This is a genomic window from Atlantibacter sp. MEI4A-1023, assembly GCF_056155425.1.
Genome location: NZ_CM149568.1, coordinates 3,547,309 through 3,566,202, shown reverse-complemented (window position 1 = coordinate 3,566,202; position 18,894 = coordinate 3,547,309). Strand labels below are relative to the sequence as shown.

Here is an 18,894-nt window from a genome sequence, read left to right as displayed (position 1 = left end):
AGTCATGTTAATAAGCCGCTAAAGCATAACATAGTATTAATAATTGATGCTTCAGCCGTCGTGCCGGAAATGCACTGCAAAGTTTGGGGGGTATTCACGATAAAACCCGCCACGGCTATTCACCGGGCGGGCTTAATAATAGCAGGGGTTATTTTACGGCCTGCTGGGCATTTTCCATTGCTTGTTTTTCTGATGCGGACAGGATCGCTGACTGGCGCTGCTGTTCCGCTAAATAGCAGGTATCACGGCTAATGCCTTTAGCCTCGCAGTCAGCCTGGCGCTGCGCCGCGCTGGAGCAGCCCGCGACCAGGCCAACAAATACGATACAACCTGCCATCATAATTAACTTTTTCATCATCTAACCTTATAAATAATTATCCTGATAATTCAGGTGTGAAACTAAGATAGTTTTTTAAGGTAGAAATAACCCATCGGATTAATACGAATAACCGCAAATAAATAATGAGGTTTACGCATTTTATCCGTGCGTGAGTAAAATAATAACAATAATTGATAGCTAACTTTACAACGCGGTTTATCGCTTCATTTATTGTTATCTGAATAATGACAATTGCACTGCTTATCGTGATAGCGACAATCCGTGCACAGATATGCGCTGGCGCTTTCGCCACCCTTTTAAATCCGTGCTATGATGCGTTTTTATCCATAACACCCTGTCACTGTTCATTAATACGACGTTTATGAAAGATACTGGCGATCAATCCCCAAAAGACACTTCCCATACCATCGGCAGCGCATTGCGCCGTCGCCCGCTGGCGCGCGTGAAATTGTCTGAAATGGTGGAAGAAGAGCTGGAGCAGATGATCCGCCGCCGCGAGTTTTCCGAAGGCGAGCAGCTCCCGTCAGAACGCGAATTAATGACCTTTTTCAACGTTGGCCGCCCCTCGGTGCGTGAAGCGCTGGCGGCGCTGAAGCGCAAAGGGCTGGTGCAGATTAATAACGGCGAGCGCGCCCGCGTATCCCGGCCTTCCGCTGATACCATCATCAGCGAACTGTCCGGCATGGCGAAAGATTTCCTGGCGCATCCCGAAGGCATCGGCCATTTTGAGCAGTTGCGCCTGTTCTTTGAATCCAGCCTGGTGCGCCACGCTGCCCAGCACGCTACCGATCGGCAGGTCGAACGGCTGGCGAAGGCGCTGGAGCTTAACAGCCAGTCGCTGGATGACAACGCCGCGTTTATCCGTTCAGACGTTGAATTCCACCGGGTACTGGCGGAAATCCCCGGCAACCCGATCTTTATGGCGATCCATGTCGCCCTGCTTGACTGGCTGATCGCCGCACGCCCCACGGTGCCGGATGATGAGCTTTATCAGCATAATAACGTGAGCTACCAGCAGCATATCGTTATCGTCGACGCGATCCGCAATCGCGATCCCGATGCGGCGGATCGGGCGTTGCATGACCATCTCAACAGCGTTTTCGCTGCACGTCACGCCTTCGAGCAAAGCAAAAAATCCCGCAAGAAAGCGTAACGATCGTTTAGTGAAGTAGATCCCATTCTGAATCTTTCCCCGAAAGTGGCGCTTTTTCGTTCTGGTATAACAGGTATAAAGGTATATAGTTACGTCACATTCATCATTCATGAGGTTGCTATGTCTGCCACATTAAAAGGGGTTATGCCCGCACTGCTTACGCCGTTTGATCAACACCAGAGACTGGATACCGAGAGCCTGCGCCGTCTGGTGCGGTTCAATATTGACCAAGGGATCGACGGGCTGTATGTCGGTGGTTCAACCGGCGAAGCCTTTGTCCAGAACATCGCTGAGCGCGAAGAAGTGCTTGAAATTGTTGCTGAAGAAGCCAAAGGGAAAATTACGCTGATTGCCCACGTCGGCACCGTCAGCACCGGGGAAAGCCAGCAACTGGCCGATGCCGCCAGCCGTTACGGCTTCGATGCCGTCTCAGCGGTCACGCCGTTTTACTATCCGTTCAGCTTTGAGGAGCATTGCGATCACTATCGCGCGATTATTGATTCTGCAAATGGATTGCCGATGGTGGTGTATAACATTCCGGCGCTCAGCGGCGTGAAGCTCAGCCTTGATCAGATCAATACGCTGGTGACGCTGCCTGGCGTTGGCGCGCTGAAGCAGACCTCCGGCGATCTGTACCAGATGGAGCAAATCCGCCGCGCGCATCCGGATTTGGTGCTTTACAACGGCTATGACGAAATTTTCGCATCTGGCCTGCTGGCGGGGGCTGACGGCGGTATCGGCAGCACCTATAACATTATGGGCTGGCGCTACCAGGGCATTGTGAACGCGCTGAAGGAAGGGGACATCGCCCAGGCGCAGCGCTTGCAGACCCAGTGTAACGAAGTCATCGACCTGCTGATTAAAACCGGCGTGTTCCGCGGCCTGAAAACCGTGCTGCACTATATGGACGTGGTGGCCTCGCCGCTGTGCCGTAAACCGTTCGCGCCGGTGGATGAAAAATATCTGCCTGAACTGAAAGCCTTAGCGCAAAAGCTCCAACAAGAAAAACAACAACTGAAATAAAAAACCGGATGCCGGAGCCATCCGGCACCTACCCTACAAGACGCGTTTCGGGAGACTCATATGAGTATCACTACCCAAAATATCCCGTGGTATCGCCACCTCAACCGGAGTCAGTGGCGGGCATTTTCCGCCGCCTGGTTGGGGTATTTGCTTGATGGTTTTGATTTTGTCCTGATTGCCCTGGTACTGACCGAAATTCAGGGAGAATTCGGTTTAACGACGGTGCAGGCCGCCAGCCTGATTTCCGCCGCGTTTATTTCCCGCTGGTTTGGCGGCCTGATGCTGGGCGCGATGGGCGACCGCTATGGCCGCCGCCTGGCGATGGTGTCGAGTATTGTGCTGTTTTCGGTGGGGACGCTGGCCTGCGGCCTCGCGCCCGGTTACACCACCATGTTTATCGCCCGTCTGGTGATCGGCATGGGGATGGCGGGCGAATACGGCTCCAGCGCGACGTATGTCATTGAAAGCTGGCCAAAGCATCTGCGTAACAAAGCCAGCGGCTTTTTGATTTCCGGGTTCTCGGTCGGCGCGGTGGTCGCGGCGCAGGTATACAGCCTGGTGGTCCCGGTCTGGGGCTGGCGCGCGCTGTTTTTCATCGGCATTCTGCCGATTATCTTCGCCCTGTGGTTGCGTAAAAATATCCCTGAAGCCGAAGACTGGAAGCAAAAACACGCGGGCAAAGCGCCGGTGCGCACTATGGTGGATATCCTCTATCGCGGCGAGCATCGCGTCCTTAACGTACTGCTGACGATTGCGGCGGCAACCGCCTTGTGGTTCTGCTTCGCGGGCCAGTTGAACAACGCGGCGATTGTGGCGGCGCTCGGTTTGCTGTGTGCGGCGATTTTTATCAGCTTTATGGTGCAGGGCAGCGGTAAGCGCTGGCCGACCGGCGTGACGCTGATGGTAGTGGTGCTGTTCGCGTTCCTCTACTCGTGGCCGATTCAGGCGCTGCTGCCGACTTATCTGAAAACCGAACTGGCCTACGATCCGGCCACGGTAGCGCGGGTACTGTTCTTTAGCGGGTTCGGCGCGGCAGTGGGCTGTTGCGTGGGCGGTTTCCTGGGCGACTGGCTCGGTACTCGTAAAGCCTACGTCTGTAGCCTGCTGGCGTCTCAGCTATTGATTATCCCGGTGTTTGCCATCGGCGGCGCCAACGTCTGGGTGCTGGGCCTGCTGCTGTTTTTCCAGCAGATGCTCGGGCAGGGGATTTCGGGAATTCTGCCGAAGCTGATCGGTGGCTACTTCGATACCGATCAGCGCGCTGCCGGGCTGGGCTTTACCTACAACGTTGGCGCGCTGGGCGGGGCGTTAGCGCCGATTATTGGTGCGCTGATTGCCCAACGCCTTGATTTGGGGACGGCGCTCGGTTCGCTCTCCTTCAGCCTGACGTTTGTCGTGATCCTGCTGATTGGCCTGGATATGCCGTCCCGCGTTCAGCGCTGGGTGCGTCCTGAAGCCCTGCGCACCCACGATGCCATCGACGGCAAACCCTTTAGCGGCGCGGTGGTAAAAAGCGTAAAGCCGCGTGAACTGGTGAAAAGCAAGAGCTAAGGCTTAAGCGCCGCCATTGTCTTTAACTTATTCGCCCGGGCCTGTTCCGGGCGAGCCTGCACCAGCAGGCTGTACAGCATATCGAGCACAAATGCCTGCGCCACACGGGTAGCCAGCGAGTCGCCCTGCAATTCCCCCTGATGATGGCCATTAATGAGCGTGATATCGGCCTGTTCCAGCAGCGGCGTGGCGAGATTATGCGTCAACGCCACGGTGGTTGCGCTGGCGGCTTTCGCCAGCCGTAACGCCTTTACCGTTTCCGGTGACGCGCCGGAATGGCTGATAGCGATAGCCACATCGTCGGGCCGCAGCAACGCCGCCTGCATCGCCATCTCGTGATTATCCTGCAACGCCACCGCTCGCAAGCCCACCCGCATCAGCTTGTGCTTCATCTCCTGGGCGCAGATCCCCGACGACCCCACGCCGAACAGGTACACCGTCCCGGCGTTAAGCAGCGCATCCACCGCCCGCCGCACCTGGTGCGCATCCAGCAGGGTGCGGGTTTGCGCCAGCACGCTGCTCACCGTTTCCTGAAGTTTGGCGCTGATGGCGTCCACGTCATCATCCGGCGTGATATCGGCATCCAGCATCCCATCGCTGCGAGCCAGTTCGATGGTGAGGTCGCGTTTAAAATCCTGAAAGCCGCGAAACCCCAGCAGGCGGCAAAACCGCACGATGGACGCTTCGCCCGCCTGGGTATCCTGCGCCAGCCCGGCGACGGTCAACAGGGTGACCCGCTGCGGGTTTTGCAAAATAAACTGGGCGATGCGCTGGCTGGTGCGGCTCAGGCTGCTTTGCATCGCCCCGAGGGTGGCGAGGATTTTACCGGGTTGCAGTGGCGGCATAGTGAAGGTGTCGGGTGTATGATTCATCGCTATCCTGAACGGGCTTCCGTCAGATCCCCCAGAACATCAGGTTAATCGCGTTTTTAATGTCATTTTCCCATTTGCTCAGATCGGCAACTTCCTCGCCGATGACCGCGGCCGGGACACTGGCCATATCGGTGGTCATTACCCGATAGTGCTCATCTCCGATAGGCACAACCGGGTAAAGCTCGCGGGAAACTTTATCGGACAGTAAACGGGCGCTGGCTAATGGGATCACCATACGCCGTCCTGGCGTATCAATAATGTCACTCTGGACATCAACGAACAGACTGTAGCGGCTCTCCCGCTTGTAGCTATATACCCGGAATTGCATATCACCAGTCCCTGTTTTCGTCTGCAAAAGATCCGTTTGCGTCGATAAAGCGGGCTACTTCAGCCATGCCTTCCTGATTTTCAGTCTGCCAGCGTTCGGCACGAAGACGACGGGCTTCATTCTGCATGGCGCTATTAACCAGGCCCGAAATATTAACGTCTGCGGCTTTAAGCAACTGATAGTTATCGCTATCAATGGTAACCGTGATTCGCTGCTTCATAGTACATACTCCACATGCATACTTGTCGTATGCATGTCAGTATATACCAGTCAACCCAGGAACAGCGCATCCCGGTGCAGTTTGATCACTACTTTTTTCAGCGGTGCGCGAAGCCAGTCGTGGCAGCCGGGCTTGTGCGGTTCGCCGGGCATAAAGATGGCGAACATGCCCGGTTCCAGCGTGAGGGTCTGGGCATTGTGGATGGCGTTGCACAGCTGGTAATCCTGCTCCGGGTGCCACTCCTTCAGCTCGCGCGCGCTCTCTGCGATGCCGTAATGCACGGTTTCGCAGCCTTCCAACAGCAGTTGAATATCAATATACGCGCGGTGCAGCTCGGCTTTTTTCTCCTGCGGCGGCTGGGTGGTCAGCGTCATCACGTTCATAAATAGCCGTTCGCCGTCCAGGGTGTAGCTGTCCGGCTGCTTTTGCGCCGGGTTTTCCGCCAGCGCCTGAACGATAGCGTCGTACAGCGGTTGGGCTAAGCCTGCCGCCGCTAAATGGTCGATATGGCCTGTAAACATCCGTTACTCCTTTGCGAATAAAGCTGCACCCAGTAACCCGGCGTCCTGGCGGCAGTGGGCGGGCAGCAGTTCGACGTGATAAACCGCCGGCTCCTGCGCCAGCGCGGTTTTGACGCGATCCAGATAGCCCGGCGCGAGGCCGACGCTGCCGCCAATCACCACGCACTGGCAGTCAAAAGCGGCTTTGATATCGGCGATTAAGCGTGCCAGGGTGCGGGCAGACCGTTCGACAAGCGCCAGCGCCTGGGGATGGCCCTGCTGCGCGTGGGCAAAAATGGCTTTTGCATCCAGCCCGGCTAAATCATCGCGCGCGGCGGCGGCAATCCCTCGCCCGGAGGCGAAGGCTTCCACACAGCCAATCCGCCCACAGCCGCAGCGCGGTCCGTTTGGATCGGCGAGAGTGTGGCCCAGATGCCCGGCCAGCCCGCCAGGGCCCTGTAACAGTTTGCCGTGGCTGATAACGCCGCCGCCGACGCCGGTAGAGACGGTTAAAAACACCATGTGTTCGACGGTCGCCGACAGCGCCTGGTATTCCGCCCACGCGGCGGCCTGGGCGTCGTTCAGGGCGATGCCCGGCAGGCCGGTGATTTGCGTCAGGGTTTGGGTGAGGGGGAAGTTTTCCAGCCCGCCGAGGTTAGCGGGGTTAATCGACGTCAATACGCCATCCTGAATAATCCCGGTGGAGGCGATGGCGAAGCGCGTGGCCTGTGCGGCAAGCGGGGTGACCAGCCCGCGCAGCGCCGTCTCCAGCGCCTCGGGGGTTTTGCTGGCGGGTGTCGGCAATTCACGGCGCGTGAGCAGGGTTAAGCCATTGTCGATCAGCGCGGCTGCCAGTTTGGTGCCGCCAATGTCTATCGCCAGGGTGGTCATTTTTTCACGTCCTGTATGGCGTCCCGGAACCACTGGCAAACATGCTCGAGCCGGGTGATTGCCGAGCCGACGGTGACGGCGAATGCGCCGTGGCGCAGCGCCTGTGCCGCCAGTTCCGGCGAGTTGTAGCGGCCTTCCGCCATCACCCGGCAGCCTTTGGCCGCCAGCGCCGAGACCAGCGCCAGATCCGGCTCTTTGGGCGTGACGTCGGTGGTATAGCCGGACAGCGTGGTGCCGATAAGCTCTGTGCCCAACTGGTGGCAATGCAGGCCGTCCTCCTGCGTAGAGCAGTCCGCCATCGCCAGCAGGCCGTGCTGATGAATACGCGCCAGCACATCCTCAACGCTTGCCGGGCGCGGTCGCGCGGTGCCATCAAAGGCGATGATATCGGCCCCGGCAGCAGCAAGGGCGTCGACATCCTCCAGCCACGGGGTGATGCGTACCGGGAAGTCCGGTAGGTCGCGTTTGATAATGCCGATAATCGGCGCACTCACCACGGCGCGCGTGGCTTTAAGATTATCGATACCTTCAATGCGCAACCCCGCCGCGCCCGCCTGTTCCGCCGCCAGCGCCATGGCCGCGACAATCTCCGGCTTATCAAGCGGGCTGCCCGGTACTGGCTGGCAGGAGACGATGAGCCCGCCGAGGTGAGAGATGCGATTTTCCAACTGCATGAGCAATGACATGATTACTCCACTTGTTACCTGAATATGAAATTACACTCCAAATGAAGATAAAGAGCGTGCGGGGGGGCTGCAACCTTTCATACCAGGTTATGTGAAGTGGGTTGGGTTTTTGGCGCGGGGATTACTCGCCCGCTTTTTGCTCGGCTTTGATTTCGCGGATCAACCGATCGGCATATTCCCCGACGATCATCTCCACGGCTTCACTGCGGGTGATATTGCTGAGCAGCGCCAGCAGCTCGATTTTTTGCAGGATCGACATTTTCAGCGACAGCGAAACGGCTTTTTTCTTCTCTTTATCCAGAGAGACATAGCTGACGGGTTCGCTGGATTTACGCTCGGCATTAACGTTCAGCGCTTCGCCCATGCGGCGCAGCTGTTTTTTATCCAGCAGTCCAGGGCTGGTGAGTTGGTAAGTGTGGTGCGCTTTGCTGTATTTGATTTCAGCGGAGTAAAATTCTCTGAGCTCTTTGAGCACCCGGGTCAGGGTGGGTTCAGAGCAGGCCAGCGTCGCGATGATTTTGGCGGCGGAGACAGGCTTGCCCGGCCCCAGCAGGGTGGCCAGCGTATAGACTCGGGCTTGTCGCGTACTCAGTTGCATAATGAAAAACAGCCTGCGTTCAAAGTTTAAGTTCCTCGTGCCAGACGACGCGGCGCAAAATCATCGCCAAACGCCCGGAGGCTGGCAACGTATTCCCTGTAAAAAAATGCGTCTCGTTGTCCATCGATTGCATATTGGCTAATTTTTCACCGTGGCGGTGAGCAGTCGAATGCTGTCCTGCGCCTGCTCGCTGGCGATGCCGTAAACCTGCGCGCGGGCAAGAATACCCGATGCCCAGCGGCGATGGGTCGCCGGTTCGCACATCGCGCCCTGGGATTTAAACACCGCCTGGGTGGAGTTCAAAATACGCAGCGCATCGGCGTGATCGGTGGGCGACACCATCAACGCCGCTTCGATCTTGCTGATTTGATTCGGATGGATCGCGGTTTTGCCTACCAGCCCGTGGGCCATATCCAGCGCCAGCTCGCGGTCCATGATCTGGTGATCGTCGATGTGCTCGCATACCGGCGCGGTCAGGGCAAAATCGCGCGAGGCGAAAACCGCCACCAGCATTTTGATCGCATAGCCCATCGGGCCGTCGTACAGCGTCAGATGGCGCGAACGGCGCAGGGAAATCACGTTCATCAGATCGTTGCCGCCGATACGCAGGGCGATGATCCGTGAGTGACATGGGTGATCCACCAGCGTGGTGGCCAGCTCGCGCATCTGCACCACATCGAACACTTCTTCGGTTTCCAGCGTCGGCATCATGCATAAGTCGGTGGGTTCAAGGATGCGCCACCAGGCGGGCAGCGAGGCCAGCGTGAATTTCGGCAGCACGAAGCCGTCAATGGCGCTGAGGTCCATCTCCTGCACCAGCCGCTCGCCCATCACGGTATCGCGCGGCCTGATAAACACCAGCGGCCAACTCGCGTTGCCCTGGGCGGCTTTCGCTTGCGTGAGTTGGATCAGCAACGCGCGTAAATTTTCCAGCGCTTGCGGAATATCGCCTTCGCTGACCGCGTCTTCCAGGCAAATCACCAGCGAGCGCAGCCCGCTGATTTTATTGTTCAGGATGGCGTCAGCAATATCGGTGCGGGTCGCGGGCATATACAACGTCGCGCCCAGACGCCAGGGTGAAAGCCGTTTATCCATCAGAGCACCTTTTTAATGATTGTGACTGCCCGATACTGGCCGATGGCGTCGCCCACTTCGGTAATGGCGATGCCTTTTTCCCGCGCCAGGTAGACCAGCAGCGCCACGTCAGGATCGTCTACGGAGCGTACCAGCACATGGTCCGGCACCCGGCGCAATACCGCGCGGGTGGCTTCGGCGATGCCGGGCTTGATGCGGTTGATACTGGAAATCTGGTAGGTTTCTGCCAGCGTCTGGATGACGCATTCGCTTTGCTGCTGAAGCTGCGTTTTTCTCGCCGCCGACAGGTCGCCGCGCGGCAGCGCGCTGAAATCCAGGCGCTGGCGGTATTGCGCCACGGTATCCACCAGCATCCGGCTGCATTCGAATTGCGCCAGGTGATCGCAAATCACACAGCCGTGTAAACCTTCGGCGGACCAGATGGAGCGGGAAATCATGCCGGACACCGGCGCGCCCATAATGCCGAACGGGATTAGCCAGTCGTCATCGCTGGCGGTAAGCCACGCTTTGCCGCACGGATCGGCCAGCACCGCGAGGCGCGGCTGTTGCGGGTAGCCAGCACGATGTTGCAAACTGCGCCGCAGCTCGCCGGAAATCGCGCCTTTCCCGGTCCAGCCGTCCACAAATACAATGCCGTCGCTGCCGTGGCGCGCTTCAATCCACGCCAGCGCGGTTTCATCAATGCCCCGGTCGCGGATGATGCTGATGCCGTAATGATGAGATTCTTTGCCCATCTCGCGCAGGGTCTGATGCAGCATTACGCCCAGCGGCACGCCCGCGCGCACCAGGCTTGCCAGAACAATCGGCGCATCGCCGAAGCGTTCCGCCAGCGCCTGTGCCAGCATCACCACCTCTTTGGCTAAGCGCTCCGCGCCGCGATCCAGCGCCTGGGAGAAAATATCCAGATGCCAGGCGGTAGGTTCCGGCTCCTGGCTGAGCATTTCCGAATAGTGGCGCGCGCCGGATTGGATCAACTGCTCTTTCTGGTCAACCGGCGTCATTTCCAGCTCGACCGGGTTGAGTAAAAAGTGGACGTCCTGCGCAGCGTAAGAGCCGGAAAACGGCGTGAAATCAGTCATACAGTTCTCCAAACAGCGTTTGTGTGATGCGCTGGGCAAACTGGCTCTGGCGCGGCAGGCCAAACCAGGTGCAGAGCCGCATAAAGCGGTGGTCGCTTAAGCTGTCCCCGAGGCCAATCACCGGGAAAACCCCACGCTGCTGGCGCAGTTTTTCCAGCAGATAAGTGACCGCCAGCCCTTTTTCCACCACCGTTGGCAGCCAGGCGACGTTATTGCTGTTGCGATGGATGTAGTAGCCCTCGGTGGGGAAAGTCTGTTCGATTTCGTCGGCGATGGCGTTGAGTTCGTCCAGCCGGGTGCTGTCGCGGTGTTTCATGACCAGATACACCGGCACGTCGCCGTATTCGTAGTTAATCCGCGCCCAGCCGTTGATATTGCGCGCCGCCATCAGCTCGGTAATCGCGCTTTGCATGGCGAGCAGTTTGTCTGCATAAGGCTGTAATTTCGCCAGCATCAACGACTTCCAGGTGTCGTCGGGATGGCCTTGCGGGTCGAGGATCACCGCGCCGTGGGTGGTCACCGCCCACGAGCGGAACGGGATGGTGACGCGGGCGATCTCTTCGGTGCCGCGCGCGGTCACCGGGATCAGCTCGGCGTGCTCCAGCATCCAGTCCACCAGCATTGCCTGCTCTTCGGTCATAAAACTGCGCGGCTCAAGGCTGCGATCCAGCGCGCCGGTGCGAAATGGGGCCAGATCCAGCTCGTCCACCATTTTGCGGCGGGTCTGGAATAACGTGTCGTCGAGATCGGAAAATATCACCGGTCTATTCATAGCTAATCACCTCTACGCGGGGCGCAACCTGGCGTAGCGCATCCAGCAACACCGCATCGATGCTGGTAGCGGGGGTTTCTGCGCACAGTAAAATGCGGTCGAACTGCTGGTGCGCAACGTTATAAACAAAATTGGGGATGCCGAGGCCGTAATTGTCGGTAAAGGCAATGGCGGACTGGATGGCGAACCCGGTCGCGATCGGCGAGCGGGTGGTGGAACTGTATTTGACCTCAGCCCCGGCTTTTTCCAGCCGTTCCGCCAGCAAAAACGGTTCCCAGACAAATTCGCTGGTGCCCAGTACCAGGATCTTTTCACCGGCCCGGGGAAGGATATGCGCGCCCAGATCCGCCGCTGGCGTATCCATACCCAGCCGCCCCCAGCGTTGCGGGCCGGTAATCGGTACGCTACCCGCCGCCGTGATGTTTACCGCAGGCATCACCGGAACCGGCGCATCAGGATTCGGCTCCCAGTGCCAGTCGCCCTGCACCAGCGAGACGGTAGTCACGGGCAGCGTGCAACGCCGCGCCAGCGCATCGCCGCTCCAGTCAGTGAGGGTGACCGCAACCACCTGGGTTAACTGCGACAGCCCGGCGTTTTGCAACGCTTCCAGCAAATTAATAAACGTGTTGCCGGTGGTGGCTTCGTCGTCGATTAACACCAGTGTACGGGCGTTGACCACCCGACGGCGCAGTTCGGCGTTGTCTGGCAGATAGATCAGGTGATCCGTGGCGTGGCTGTGGTTCTCTTTAAACTCGCACAGCAACTCACCGGGAACCGGATGGCGCGTCGAAGTCAGATACACCGGGTCCGCCACCCGATTACGCAGTTCATCAAATACGCCTGCGCCAAGCCCGACGGCGGTTTCCGCCATACCGATAAACAGCACCGGGCCCGCATCAGGTTCGGGAAACTGCTCCGCCAACTGTCGATACACCGATCGCATAACGCCAGGCGCAACCGGAATATGACGGCCCAGCACTTTGCTGACGAACAAAAAGGCGCGCTTCGGATTGCGGCGCTCGGCCAGCTCAAACAGCTCGTCTACTTGTCGCATGCCGCCAGTGGGCGTCACGCGTAATGTGCCGCTGGAAAGCGTGCGGCTAAATTCACTCATGGTTATTCTCTTCGCTTAACTGATTGGCAAGCACCGGCGGGTAGCTGACCGCCTCGGTCACGGGCCTGACGATGGCGGGCGCAAAGACGCGTTCCGCTTCATCCAGCACATCCTGCTGGCTCATCAGCCCAAGCTGGCGGAAGGCGAACAGGCCGGGCAGGTTTACGCCGCTAAACTGCGTGTAACCGATGCCGCCGGAAGGGCGCATATTGATTTCCAGCAGCAGGGGTTTGCCGCTGGCGTTGTTGCGGGTTTGCACGTTGACCAGCCCATCGGCTTTCATCAGGCGCGCACAGGCTTTCGCCAGTTCGAAAGCATCGCCGTGGTTTTCCAGATACTGTAACGAGCCCTCTTTACGACGGCCCACCGCCGCCAGCACGTTGCCGTCTTCTACCAGCATATCCACTGAATATTCCGGGCCGGGCAGGTAGGGCATCAGCACCAGCGGTTCGAATTCGCCGGCCTGTTCCAGGGCGCTGAGATAAAAGCGCGCGTTTACTTTGCGGCTGTCCGGGTTAATAAACTGCGCCATCGGCGAGACGCTTTCATCAAACCGCCAGAATCCCATGCCATAAATGCCTTTCACCGGTTTGACGCACAGCGATTTGCTGGCGAACGGCGAGCGGGCAATCAGCGCACGCAGCGCATCCACTGATTCCACACGCAGAGAAGGCACCACCGGCAGACCGGCTTTTTCCATAGCGTGAGCGTATTCGACTTTGTCGTCGGCCAGCGCAAACATGGCGGGCTGGAGAGAACCGGTGGTGAGCGTTACGCCGCTGGCGGTAATCGCCGGGCGATGGGCTTCAAACCAGGCGGCGTGGCGGCCAGTATGGATCGCCTTTACGCCCAGTTTTTTCACTGTGGAAAGGATAAACGCCAGCCGCTGGTCGGCGTCTTTCGGTTCAATCAGGGCGATATCCGCCAAGGACAAGATCTCATGGCGATCGTTACGGTGCGACGCAACCACCGTCACATCGGTCTGCTTAAGATGAGCGAACGCGCGGATGCCCTTAATCAGGTCGCGCTGGGAAGACAAGCCTTCCATTAGCCAGATTTTAATGGTCATTTTTTTTATTACCGATGGGACGGAGTTGAATGGCTACAGTTAGTTTACAAGTCTAGGAAGCGGTAAAAAAGTTGTCAATCATAATATGATCTGATTTTAGCGAGGTTTACTTCTGCGTTTTACTTCGCGTTTTGTTAAGGTTTTTCCGTAAATCATTGTGCGTTGTATGTTTTTAATTTTATGAAAAATAAGTAATTTACCTTTCTTTAAAAATTGGTAGGTAAAATGATCTTGTTCATTAACAGCATCATGATATGATTTTCATCTGAAGGATTTTGGCGTAAAAAATCACCCTTTTTCACGAGCAACTTTATGGAGATCTGACCATGGTTTCATTAACTAAAAACCAAACTGTTTCACTCAGCAAGCAATCGTCGGCGCTCAACCAACTGCATTTCGGCCTCGGCTGGGACCCTATTAAAAAGAAAGGGATGTTAGGCAAACTGTTTGGCGGTAATGATTCCATCGATCTCGACGCGGGCTGCGTACTGCTCGATAAATCCGGCGGCAAAATTGACACCGTCTGGTTCCGCAAACTGAAATCATCCTGTAACTCCGTGGTGCACAGCGGCGATAACCTGACCGGCGAAGGCGACGGCGATGACGAAGTGATCCGCGTGGATCTGACGCGTCTGCCAGCCCAGGTGGAATACCTGGCGTTCACCGTCAACAGTTTCCGTGGCCAGAGCTTTAACGACGTGGAAAACGCGTTCTGCCGCGTGGTCGATCAGAACAACAAAGAGCTGGCGCGCTATCAGCTGAACGAGCAGGGCTCTCACACCGGCATCGTGATCGCCTCCCTGCGCCGCAACAACGGCGAGTGGGATTTCACCGCGCTGGGCAAAGCCTGTAGCGGCCGCACCATTGACGATATGCACAGCGACATCGTCGCGGCGGTGGTGCGCTCATGAACATGACGGCGGGAGGCAATGCCTCCGTTCCTTCTCAAACCTTGACGGTGCGCGTGCTGTCCGGCGCGGCGGTTGACGCCTCCGCGTTCCGGTTGTTCGCCACCGGCAAAGTGAAGGGCGATGCCGATATGGTGTTTTACGGCCAGCCTAAGAATGATGACGCGACCATTGCGCTGACCAATGACGGTAATAACGCCGCGTTTACCGTGGATCTCAACCGTCTTCAGGCCGATGTGCAAAAAGTGGCCTTTACCGTGACGTGCGACGGCAACCAGACCGTGGCGGGCCTGCAACGCCTGGCGATTCAGGTCGAGGCGGCGGGCACGGTGCTGCTGAACGGCGTGGTCGATCTCAATGGCCGCCAGGAAGCGGCGCTGATTTTAGGCGAACTGTATCGCCGCAACAGCGAGTGGAAATTCCGTTTTATCGCCCAGGGCTTTAACGGCGGGCTGAAACCGCTGGCGGAGCATTTTGGCGTGGATGTGGCAGACAGCCCGGCACCGACGGCGGCCCCCGCGCCAGCGCCAGCGCCCGCAGCGTCTAAAATTAATCTCAGCAAGGTTTCCCTGACCAAAGAGAAACCGGCAATTAGCCTGACCAAGCGCGATAACTTCGGCGAGATCCGCATCAACCTGAACTGGCATCGCGGCAATCCGGCGACCGGTTTACGCGCGGTGTTTGGCGGCAGCAAAGGCATCGACCTGGATTTAGGCGCGTTTGTTGAACTGAGCGACGGCTACAAAACCGTGATTCAGGCATTGGGCAACCGCTTCGGTTCCATGGACAGCGAGCCGTATGTTCAGTTGCAGGGCGACGATCGCACCGGCGAGTTTTCTACCGGCGAGTGGCTGCACGTTAATGGCCGCGAGTGGAAGCATATCCGCGAAGTGCTGATTTTCGCCTTTATCTACGAAGGCGTCCCGAGCTGGGATAAGACCGACGGCGTGGTGTCGCTGTTCATCCCGGACCAGCCGCCAATCGAGACGCGAATGACCGAAGGGCAGAACAACCGCAACATGTGCGCCATCGCCCGTCTGGTTAACGAAAACGGCAATATAAAAGTAGAACGAATTAATCAGTTCTTTAATGGACATAGCGATATGGACAAGGCGTTCGGCTGGGGCTTTAGCTGGAAAGCGGGTTCCAAGTAATTTCTTTGGCAGAGGGTGACAGAATGAGTTTTTTCAACAAGGTAAAAGGGGCGTTTAACGCCAGCCGCGACGAGTTAACCAAACAGGTTGGCCGTTTTAAGAACAAAAAATTTATGCAGGGGACGGTGGCGGTCTGCGCGCGCATCGCGGTATCCAGCGATGGCGTCAGTTCCGAAGAGAAGCAGAAGATGATCGGTTTTCTGCGCGCCTCTGACGAGTTGAAAGTCTTCGATACCTCTGAGGTTATCGACTTCTTTAACAAACTGGTGAGCAGCTTCGATTTCGATATGGAAATCGGCAAGGGCGAAACCATGAAGTACATTCTGGCGCTGAAAGATCAGCCTGAAGCCGCTCAACTGGCGGTGCGTGTGGGGATTGCGGTGGCGAAAAGCGACGGCAATTTCGACCCGGACGAGCAGAAAGCGGCGCGTGAAATCGCCCTGGCACTGGGCTTTGAACCGGCCGAATTCGGTCTTTGATAGCATTTCTTAAGGGTTTTGTATGGTATCTACGCATATTGGCTTTCCAACAGAAACGGTCGTGGTATTCGTTGCGTTGGCAGTGGGAGCCATTTTTATCGACCTGTTCATGCACCGGCATGACAAACCGATCTCGCTGAAAAGCGCGGCGCTGTGGTCCGTCTTCTGGGTCGTGGTGGCGATGGCGTTCGCGGGGTTCCTGTATGTTCACCACGGCGCGGAAGTCGCCAGCCTGTTTGTGACCGGTTACGCGCTGGAGAAAGTGCTGTCGGTCGATAACCTGTTCGTGATGATGGCGATTTTCTCGTGGTTCGCCGTGCCGGACCGCTACCGCCACCGCGTGCTGTACTGGGGCATTATCGGCGCCATCGTGTTCAGGGGGATTTTCGTTGCGATTGGTACCGGCCTGCTTAGCCTGGGTCCGTACGTTGAAATCGTCTTTGCGCTGATCGTCGCCTGGACAGCGGTGATGATGCTGAAAAGCGGCGACGACGATGACGAGATTGAGGATTACTCCCAGCATCTCGCCTACCGTATGGTTAAGCGCTTCTTCCCAATCTGGCCGAAACTGAGAGGGCACGCCTTCCTGTTGAACCAGAAAGAAGTGGACGAAGAGCTGGCGAAGCCGGAAAACAAAGACATTACTATTGGCCGTGGCCAGAAAGCCGCGCTGTACGCGACCCCGCTGATGCTGTGTGTGGCGGTGGTGGAACTGTCGGACGTGATGTTCGCCTTTGACTCCGTACCGGCCATCATCGCGGTCAGCCGCGAGCCGCTGATTGTGTATAGCGCCATGATGTTCGCGATCCTCGGCCTGCGTACCCTGTACTTTGTTCTGGAAGCCCTTAAGCAGTATCTGGTGCACCTGGAAAAAGCCGTTATCGTGTTGCTGTTCTTTATCGCCGCTAAACTTGGCCTGAACGCAACCGACCATATCTGGCACCACGGCTTTAATATTTCGGCAACGACCAGCCTGTTAGTCGTTCTGGGTGTGCTTGCGTTGGGTATTGTGGCGAGCATCATGTTCCCCGGTAAACCCGATTCTGAGGAGAAAAAGGAGGGTTAACCTCCTTATCCCCGGCAAATAACAACATCAACCAGAGAGGATTGAACAATGAGTGTTTCTCTTTCTAAAGGCGGGAACGTATCACTGAGTAAAGAAGCGCCGACCATGAAGAACGTGCTGATTGGTCTGGGCTGGGATGTGCGCGCTACCGATGGCCAGGACTTCGACCTCGACGCCTCCGCCTTTCTGCTGTCTGCCAGTGGAAAAGTACGCAGCGATGCAGATTTCATTTTCTACAACAACCTGAAATCCGCTGACGGCTCCGTGACCCATACCGGCGATAACCGTACCGGTGAAGGCGACGGCGATGATGAAACCCTGAAAATCAAACTGGATCTGATCCCGGCTGACGTCGACAAGATTGTCTTCGTGGTCACCATTCACGACGCGCAGGTGCGCCGTCAAAGCTTCGGTCAGGTCTCCGGCGCGTTTATCCGCCTGGTGAATGACGATAACCAGACCGAAGTGGCGCGCTACGACCTGACTGAAGACGCCTCCACGGAAACCGCGATGCTGTTTGGCGAGTTGTACCGCCACAACACCGAGTGGAAATTCCGCGCGGTAGGCCAGGGCTATGCAGGTGGACTGAGCTCTGTTTGCGCCCAGTACGGCATCAATGCCTCTTAATTTGAATACACAGCGGGCAGTGAACGCTGCCCGTCTCTCTCCCTAAAAGCAGGAGCTTTAAAATGGCAGTTTCTCTCGTAAAAGGCGGTAACGTATCTCTCACTAAAGAAGCACCGACCATGAACATCGCCATGGCTGGCCTGGGCTGGGATGCGCGTGTCACCGATGGACAGGGCTTCGACCTGGACGCATCCGTGTTTATGGTTGGCGAAGATGGCAAAGTGCTGAGCGACAGCAGCTTCATCTTTTTCAACAACAAACTCAGCGCCTGCGGCTCCGTTGAGCACCAGGGCGACAACCGTACCGGCGAAGGCGACGGTGACGACGAGCAGATCAAAATCGATCTGGCCAAAGTCCCTGCTGAGGTGAAAAAGCTGGTTTTCGCGGTCACCATTTATGACGCAGAAGCCCGTAAGCAGAACTTCGGTATGGTAAGCAACAGTTACATGCGTATCTTTAACAATGACAACGGTTCTGAAATCGCCCGTTTCGATCTGTCTGAAGATGCGTCCACGGAAACGGCGATGGTGTTTGGCGAACTGTACCGCCACGGCGTAGAGTGGAAATTCAAAGCGGTAGGACAGGGCTTCGCAGGCGGGTTGTCTGCGCTGGCTTCGCAGCATGGTGTTAACGTTTAACGTTTGACGCTGTGGTTATACAAAACCTCGGTTCGCCGGGGTTTTTTTATGGTTGTTGTTTAGGGAAGGGGGGCGGATTTGTTCAGTGGAATTGTTCCGTTCGCCTGGGCTTTCGAGTCAGTCTCTGGCGCCAGTGTACGCGAACGGGCCAGTGGGGCTCGCCGCCGCCCCCCTGGCGACCCCGGCTCCCCCGAGCGAAATCGCCGCTTCGCGGTGCCCTCGGCTTATCGCGTCCGGCTCCGGGTCGGGCGCGATGCTACATCCTGTAGCTCGCACCCTCTGGCGGCATCCATGCCGCCAGCCCCGGCCTCCCGCGAACGCCTCGGCGATTTCGATGGGGAGGAAAACCCCCGCAATACGTTCAGGTTTTCAATGAAGCCAAAGTGTTGCTGAAAGTATGAAAAATACTTACAGCGACAAAGACAGCTTCGTAAAAAATAAAAATCTCAAAATTGGGGGTGTTGAGTCCGGCATCAAAATCGCCGAGGCGCAATTGACGAGCCAGGTCAGCCCCGCAGGGATGCGGGGCTGAGGTCGTGAGCTACAGGATGTAGCATCACGACCGACCTGAAGCGAGGAGATGGAGCCGAGGGCAGCGGCGTAGCCGCCGATTTTGCTGGCCGGGAGCGGGGATTGCAAAGGGGAGTGCGGAACTCCCCTTTGCCCGTTCGCGCGCTACCGAGTTGCGTCGAGCCACAAACGCCTGGCGAACGGAACAATTCCACCGAACG

The 18,894-nt window shown here is 57.3% G+C and carries 22 protein-coding genes and 1 pseudogene; 10 read left to right on the top strand and 13 right to left on the bottom strand.

Annotated elements, in window-relative coordinates; translation table 11 throughout:
• Nucleotides 1-157: 157 nt before the first annotated feature.
• A pseudogene (locus ACVV26_RS16970) lies at nt 158-355 on the bottom strand (hypothetical protein); the annotation flags it as partial.
• Nucleotides 356-701: 346 nt separating this feature from the next.
• Between ACVV26_RS16970 and nanR the strand changes: the two are divergent.
• From nanR to ACVV26_RS16955, 3 genes are all read left to right on the top strand, one after another.
• Nucleotides 702-1,493 carry a transcriptional regulator NanR gene (gene nanR / locus ACVV26_RS16965; protein ID WP_474798389.1) on the top strand — a complete coding sequence of 264 codons (792 nt, stop codon included), beginning with the start codon at nt 702-704 and terminating at the stop codon, nt 1,491-1,493.
• A 120-nt stretch (nt 1,494-1,613) separates the two neighbouring features.
• Complete coding sequence (gene nanA, locus ACVV26_RS16960) at nt 1,614-2,516, top strand: N-acetylneuraminate lyase (RefSeq protein WP_474798387.1); 903 nt, start codon at nt 1,614-1,616, stop codon at nt 2,514-2,516.
• 60 nt (nt 2,517-2,576) lie between these two features.
• Nucleotides 2,577-4,067 (top strand): MFS transporter, encoded by a 1,491-nt coding sequence (locus ACVV26_RS16955; RefSeq protein ID WP_474798386.1) that lies wholly within the window; start codon nt 2,577-2,579, stop codon nt 4,065-4,067.
• On the opposite strand, the gene ACVV26_RS16950 is transcribed toward ACVV26_RS16955, so the two are convergent.
• The 12 genes from ACVV26_RS16950 to ACVV26_RS16895 all read right to left on the bottom strand — a co-directional run bounded on the left by ACVV26_RS16950 (nt 4,064) and on the right by ACVV26_RS16895 (nt 13,291).
• Complete coding sequence (locus tag ACVV26_RS16950; RefSeq protein ID WP_474798385.1) at nt 4,064-4,939, bottom strand: MurR/RpiR family transcriptional regulator; 876 nt, start codon at nt 4,937-4,939, stop codon at nt 4,064-4,066. The two genes, ACVV26_RS16955 and ACVV26_RS16950, sit on opposite strands and share 4 nt — an antisense overlap.
• A 22-nt stretch (nt 4,940-4,961) precedes the next feature.
• Nucleotides 4,962-5,267 (bottom strand): type II toxin-antitoxin system toxin CcdB, encoded by a 306-nt coding sequence (ccdB, locus tag ACVV26_RS16945; protein ID WP_474798383.1) that lies wholly within the window; start codon nt 5,265-5,267, stop codon nt 4,962-4,964.
• 1 nt (nt 5,268) lies between these two features.
• Nucleotides 5,269-5,487, bottom strand: a complete 219-nt coding sequence (gene ccdA / locus ACVV26_RS16940; protein ID WP_312983641.1) for a type II toxin-antitoxin system antitoxin CcdA — start codon at nt 5,485-5,487, stop codon at nt 5,269-5,271.
• A 50-nt stretch (nt 5,488-5,537) separates the two neighbouring features.
• On the bottom strand, nt 5,538-6,008 hold the full coding sequence (gene nanQ / locus ACVV26_RS16935) for an N-acetylneuraminate anomerase (protein ID WP_474798381.1): 471 nt from the start codon (nt 6,006-6,008) through the stop codon (nt 5,538-5,540).
• A gap of 3 nt (nt 6,009-6,011) precedes the next feature.
• Nucleotides 6,012-6,878, bottom strand: a complete 867-nt coding sequence (nanK, locus tag ACVV26_RS16930) for an N-acetylmannosamine kinase (RefSeq protein WP_474798379.1) — start codon at nt 6,876-6,878, stop codon at nt 6,012-6,014.
• Nucleotides 6,875-7,564 (bottom strand): N-acetylmannosamine-6-phosphate 2-epimerase, encoded by a 690-nt coding sequence (locus ACVV26_RS16925; protein ID WP_474798377.1) that lies wholly within the window; start codon nt 7,562-7,564, stop codon nt 6,875-6,877. Before ACVV26_RS16925 ends, nanK begins: the two co-directional genes overlap by 4 nt.
• A gap of 121 nt (nt 7,565-7,685) precedes the next feature.
• On the bottom strand, nt 7,686-8,162 hold the full coding sequence (locus ACVV26_RS16920) for a tellurium resistance protein TerW (protein ID WP_474798376.1): 477 nt from the start codon (nt 8,160-8,162) through the stop codon (nt 7,686-7,688).
• A gap of 138 nt (nt 8,163-8,300) precedes the next feature.
• Entirely contained in the window at nt 8,301-9,257 is a 957-nt protein-coding gene (locus tag ACVV26_RS16915; protein WP_474798374.1) for an HpcH/HpaI aldolase/citrate lyase family protein, read from the bottom strand.
• Nucleotides 9,257-10,336 carry a cysteine protease StiP family protein gene (locus ACVV26_RS16910; protein WP_474798373.1) on the bottom strand — a complete coding sequence of 360 codons (1,080 nt, stop codon included), beginning with the start codon at nt 10,334-10,336 and terminating at the stop codon, nt 9,257-9,259. Before ACVV26_RS16910 ends, ACVV26_RS16915 begins: the two co-directional genes overlap by 1 nt.
• Nucleotides 10,329-11,108 (bottom strand): HAD family hydrolase, encoded by a 780-nt coding sequence (locus ACVV26_RS16905; RefSeq protein WP_474798371.1) that lies wholly within the window; start codon nt 11,106-11,108, stop codon nt 10,329-10,331. The genes ACVV26_RS16910 and ACVV26_RS16905 overlap by 8 nt, the downstream gene beginning before the upstream one ends.
• The gene (locus ACVV26_RS16900) at nt 11,101-12,222 is read right to left on the bottom strand and encodes a phosphoribosyltransferase domain-containing protein (RefSeq protein WP_474798370.1); all 1,122 of its coding nucleotides are present in this window, start codon (nt 12,220-12,222) and stop codon (nt 11,101-11,103) included. Before ACVV26_RS16900 ends, ACVV26_RS16905 begins: the two co-directional genes overlap by 8 nt.
• Nucleotides 12,215-13,291 (bottom strand): ATP-grasp domain-containing protein, encoded by a 1,077-nt coding sequence (locus tag ACVV26_RS16895; RefSeq protein WP_474798369.1) that lies wholly within the window; start codon nt 13,289-13,291, stop codon nt 12,215-12,217. Before ACVV26_RS16895 ends, ACVV26_RS16900 begins: the two co-directional genes overlap by 8 nt.
• A gap of 326 nt (nt 13,292-13,617) precedes the next feature.
• Here ACVV26_RS16895 and ACVV26_RS16890 point away from each other — a divergent pair, with 326 nt between their 5' ends.
• From ACVV26_RS16890 to ACVV26_RS16860, 7 genes are all read left to right on the top strand, one after another.
• The gene (locus ACVV26_RS16890) at nt 13,618-14,202 is read left to right on the top strand and encodes a TerD family protein (RefSeq protein ID WP_125295067.1); all 585 of its coding nucleotides are present in this window, start codon (nt 13,618-13,620) and stop codon (nt 14,200-14,202) included.
• Nucleotides 14,199-15,353 (top strand): TerD family protein, encoded by a 1,155-nt coding sequence (locus tag ACVV26_RS16885; RefSeq protein WP_474798368.1) that lies wholly within the window; start codon nt 14,199-14,201, stop codon nt 15,351-15,353. The genes ACVV26_RS16890 and ACVV26_RS16885 overlap by 4 nt, the downstream gene beginning before the upstream one ends.
• 23 nt (nt 15,354-15,376) lie before the next feature.
• Nucleotides 15,377-15,832, top strand: a complete 456-nt coding sequence (locus ACVV26_RS16880) for a tellurite resistance TerB family protein (RefSeq protein ID WP_144130008.1) — start codon at nt 15,377-15,379, stop codon at nt 15,830-15,832.
• Between the two features lie 22 nt (nt 15,833-15,854).
• The gene (gene terC, locus ACVV26_RS16875) at nt 15,855-16,898 is read left to right on the top strand and encodes a tellurium resistance membrane protein TerC (protein WP_312983665.1); all 1,044 of its coding nucleotides are present in this window, start codon (nt 15,855-15,857) and stop codon (nt 16,896-16,898) included.
• 48 nt (nt 16,899-16,946) lie between these two features.
• Entirely contained in the window at nt 16,947-17,525 is a 579-nt protein-coding gene (locus ACVV26_RS16870; RefSeq protein ID WP_312983667.1) for a TerD family protein, read from the top strand.
• Nucleotides 17,526-17,587: 62 nt separating this feature from the next.
• The gene (locus tag ACVV26_RS16865; protein ID WP_474798366.1) at nt 17,588-18,163 is read left to right on the top strand and encodes a TerD family protein; all 576 of its coding nucleotides are present in this window, start codon (nt 17,588-17,590) and stop codon (nt 18,161-18,163) included.
• Between the two features lie 397 nt (nt 18,164-18,560).
• Nucleotides 18,561-18,695, top strand: a complete 135-nt coding sequence (locus ACVV26_RS16860) for a hypothetical protein (RefSeq protein WP_474798364.1) — start codon at nt 18,561-18,563, stop codon at nt 18,693-18,695.
• The last annotated feature ends 199 nt before the right edge of the window (nt 18,696-18,894 follow it).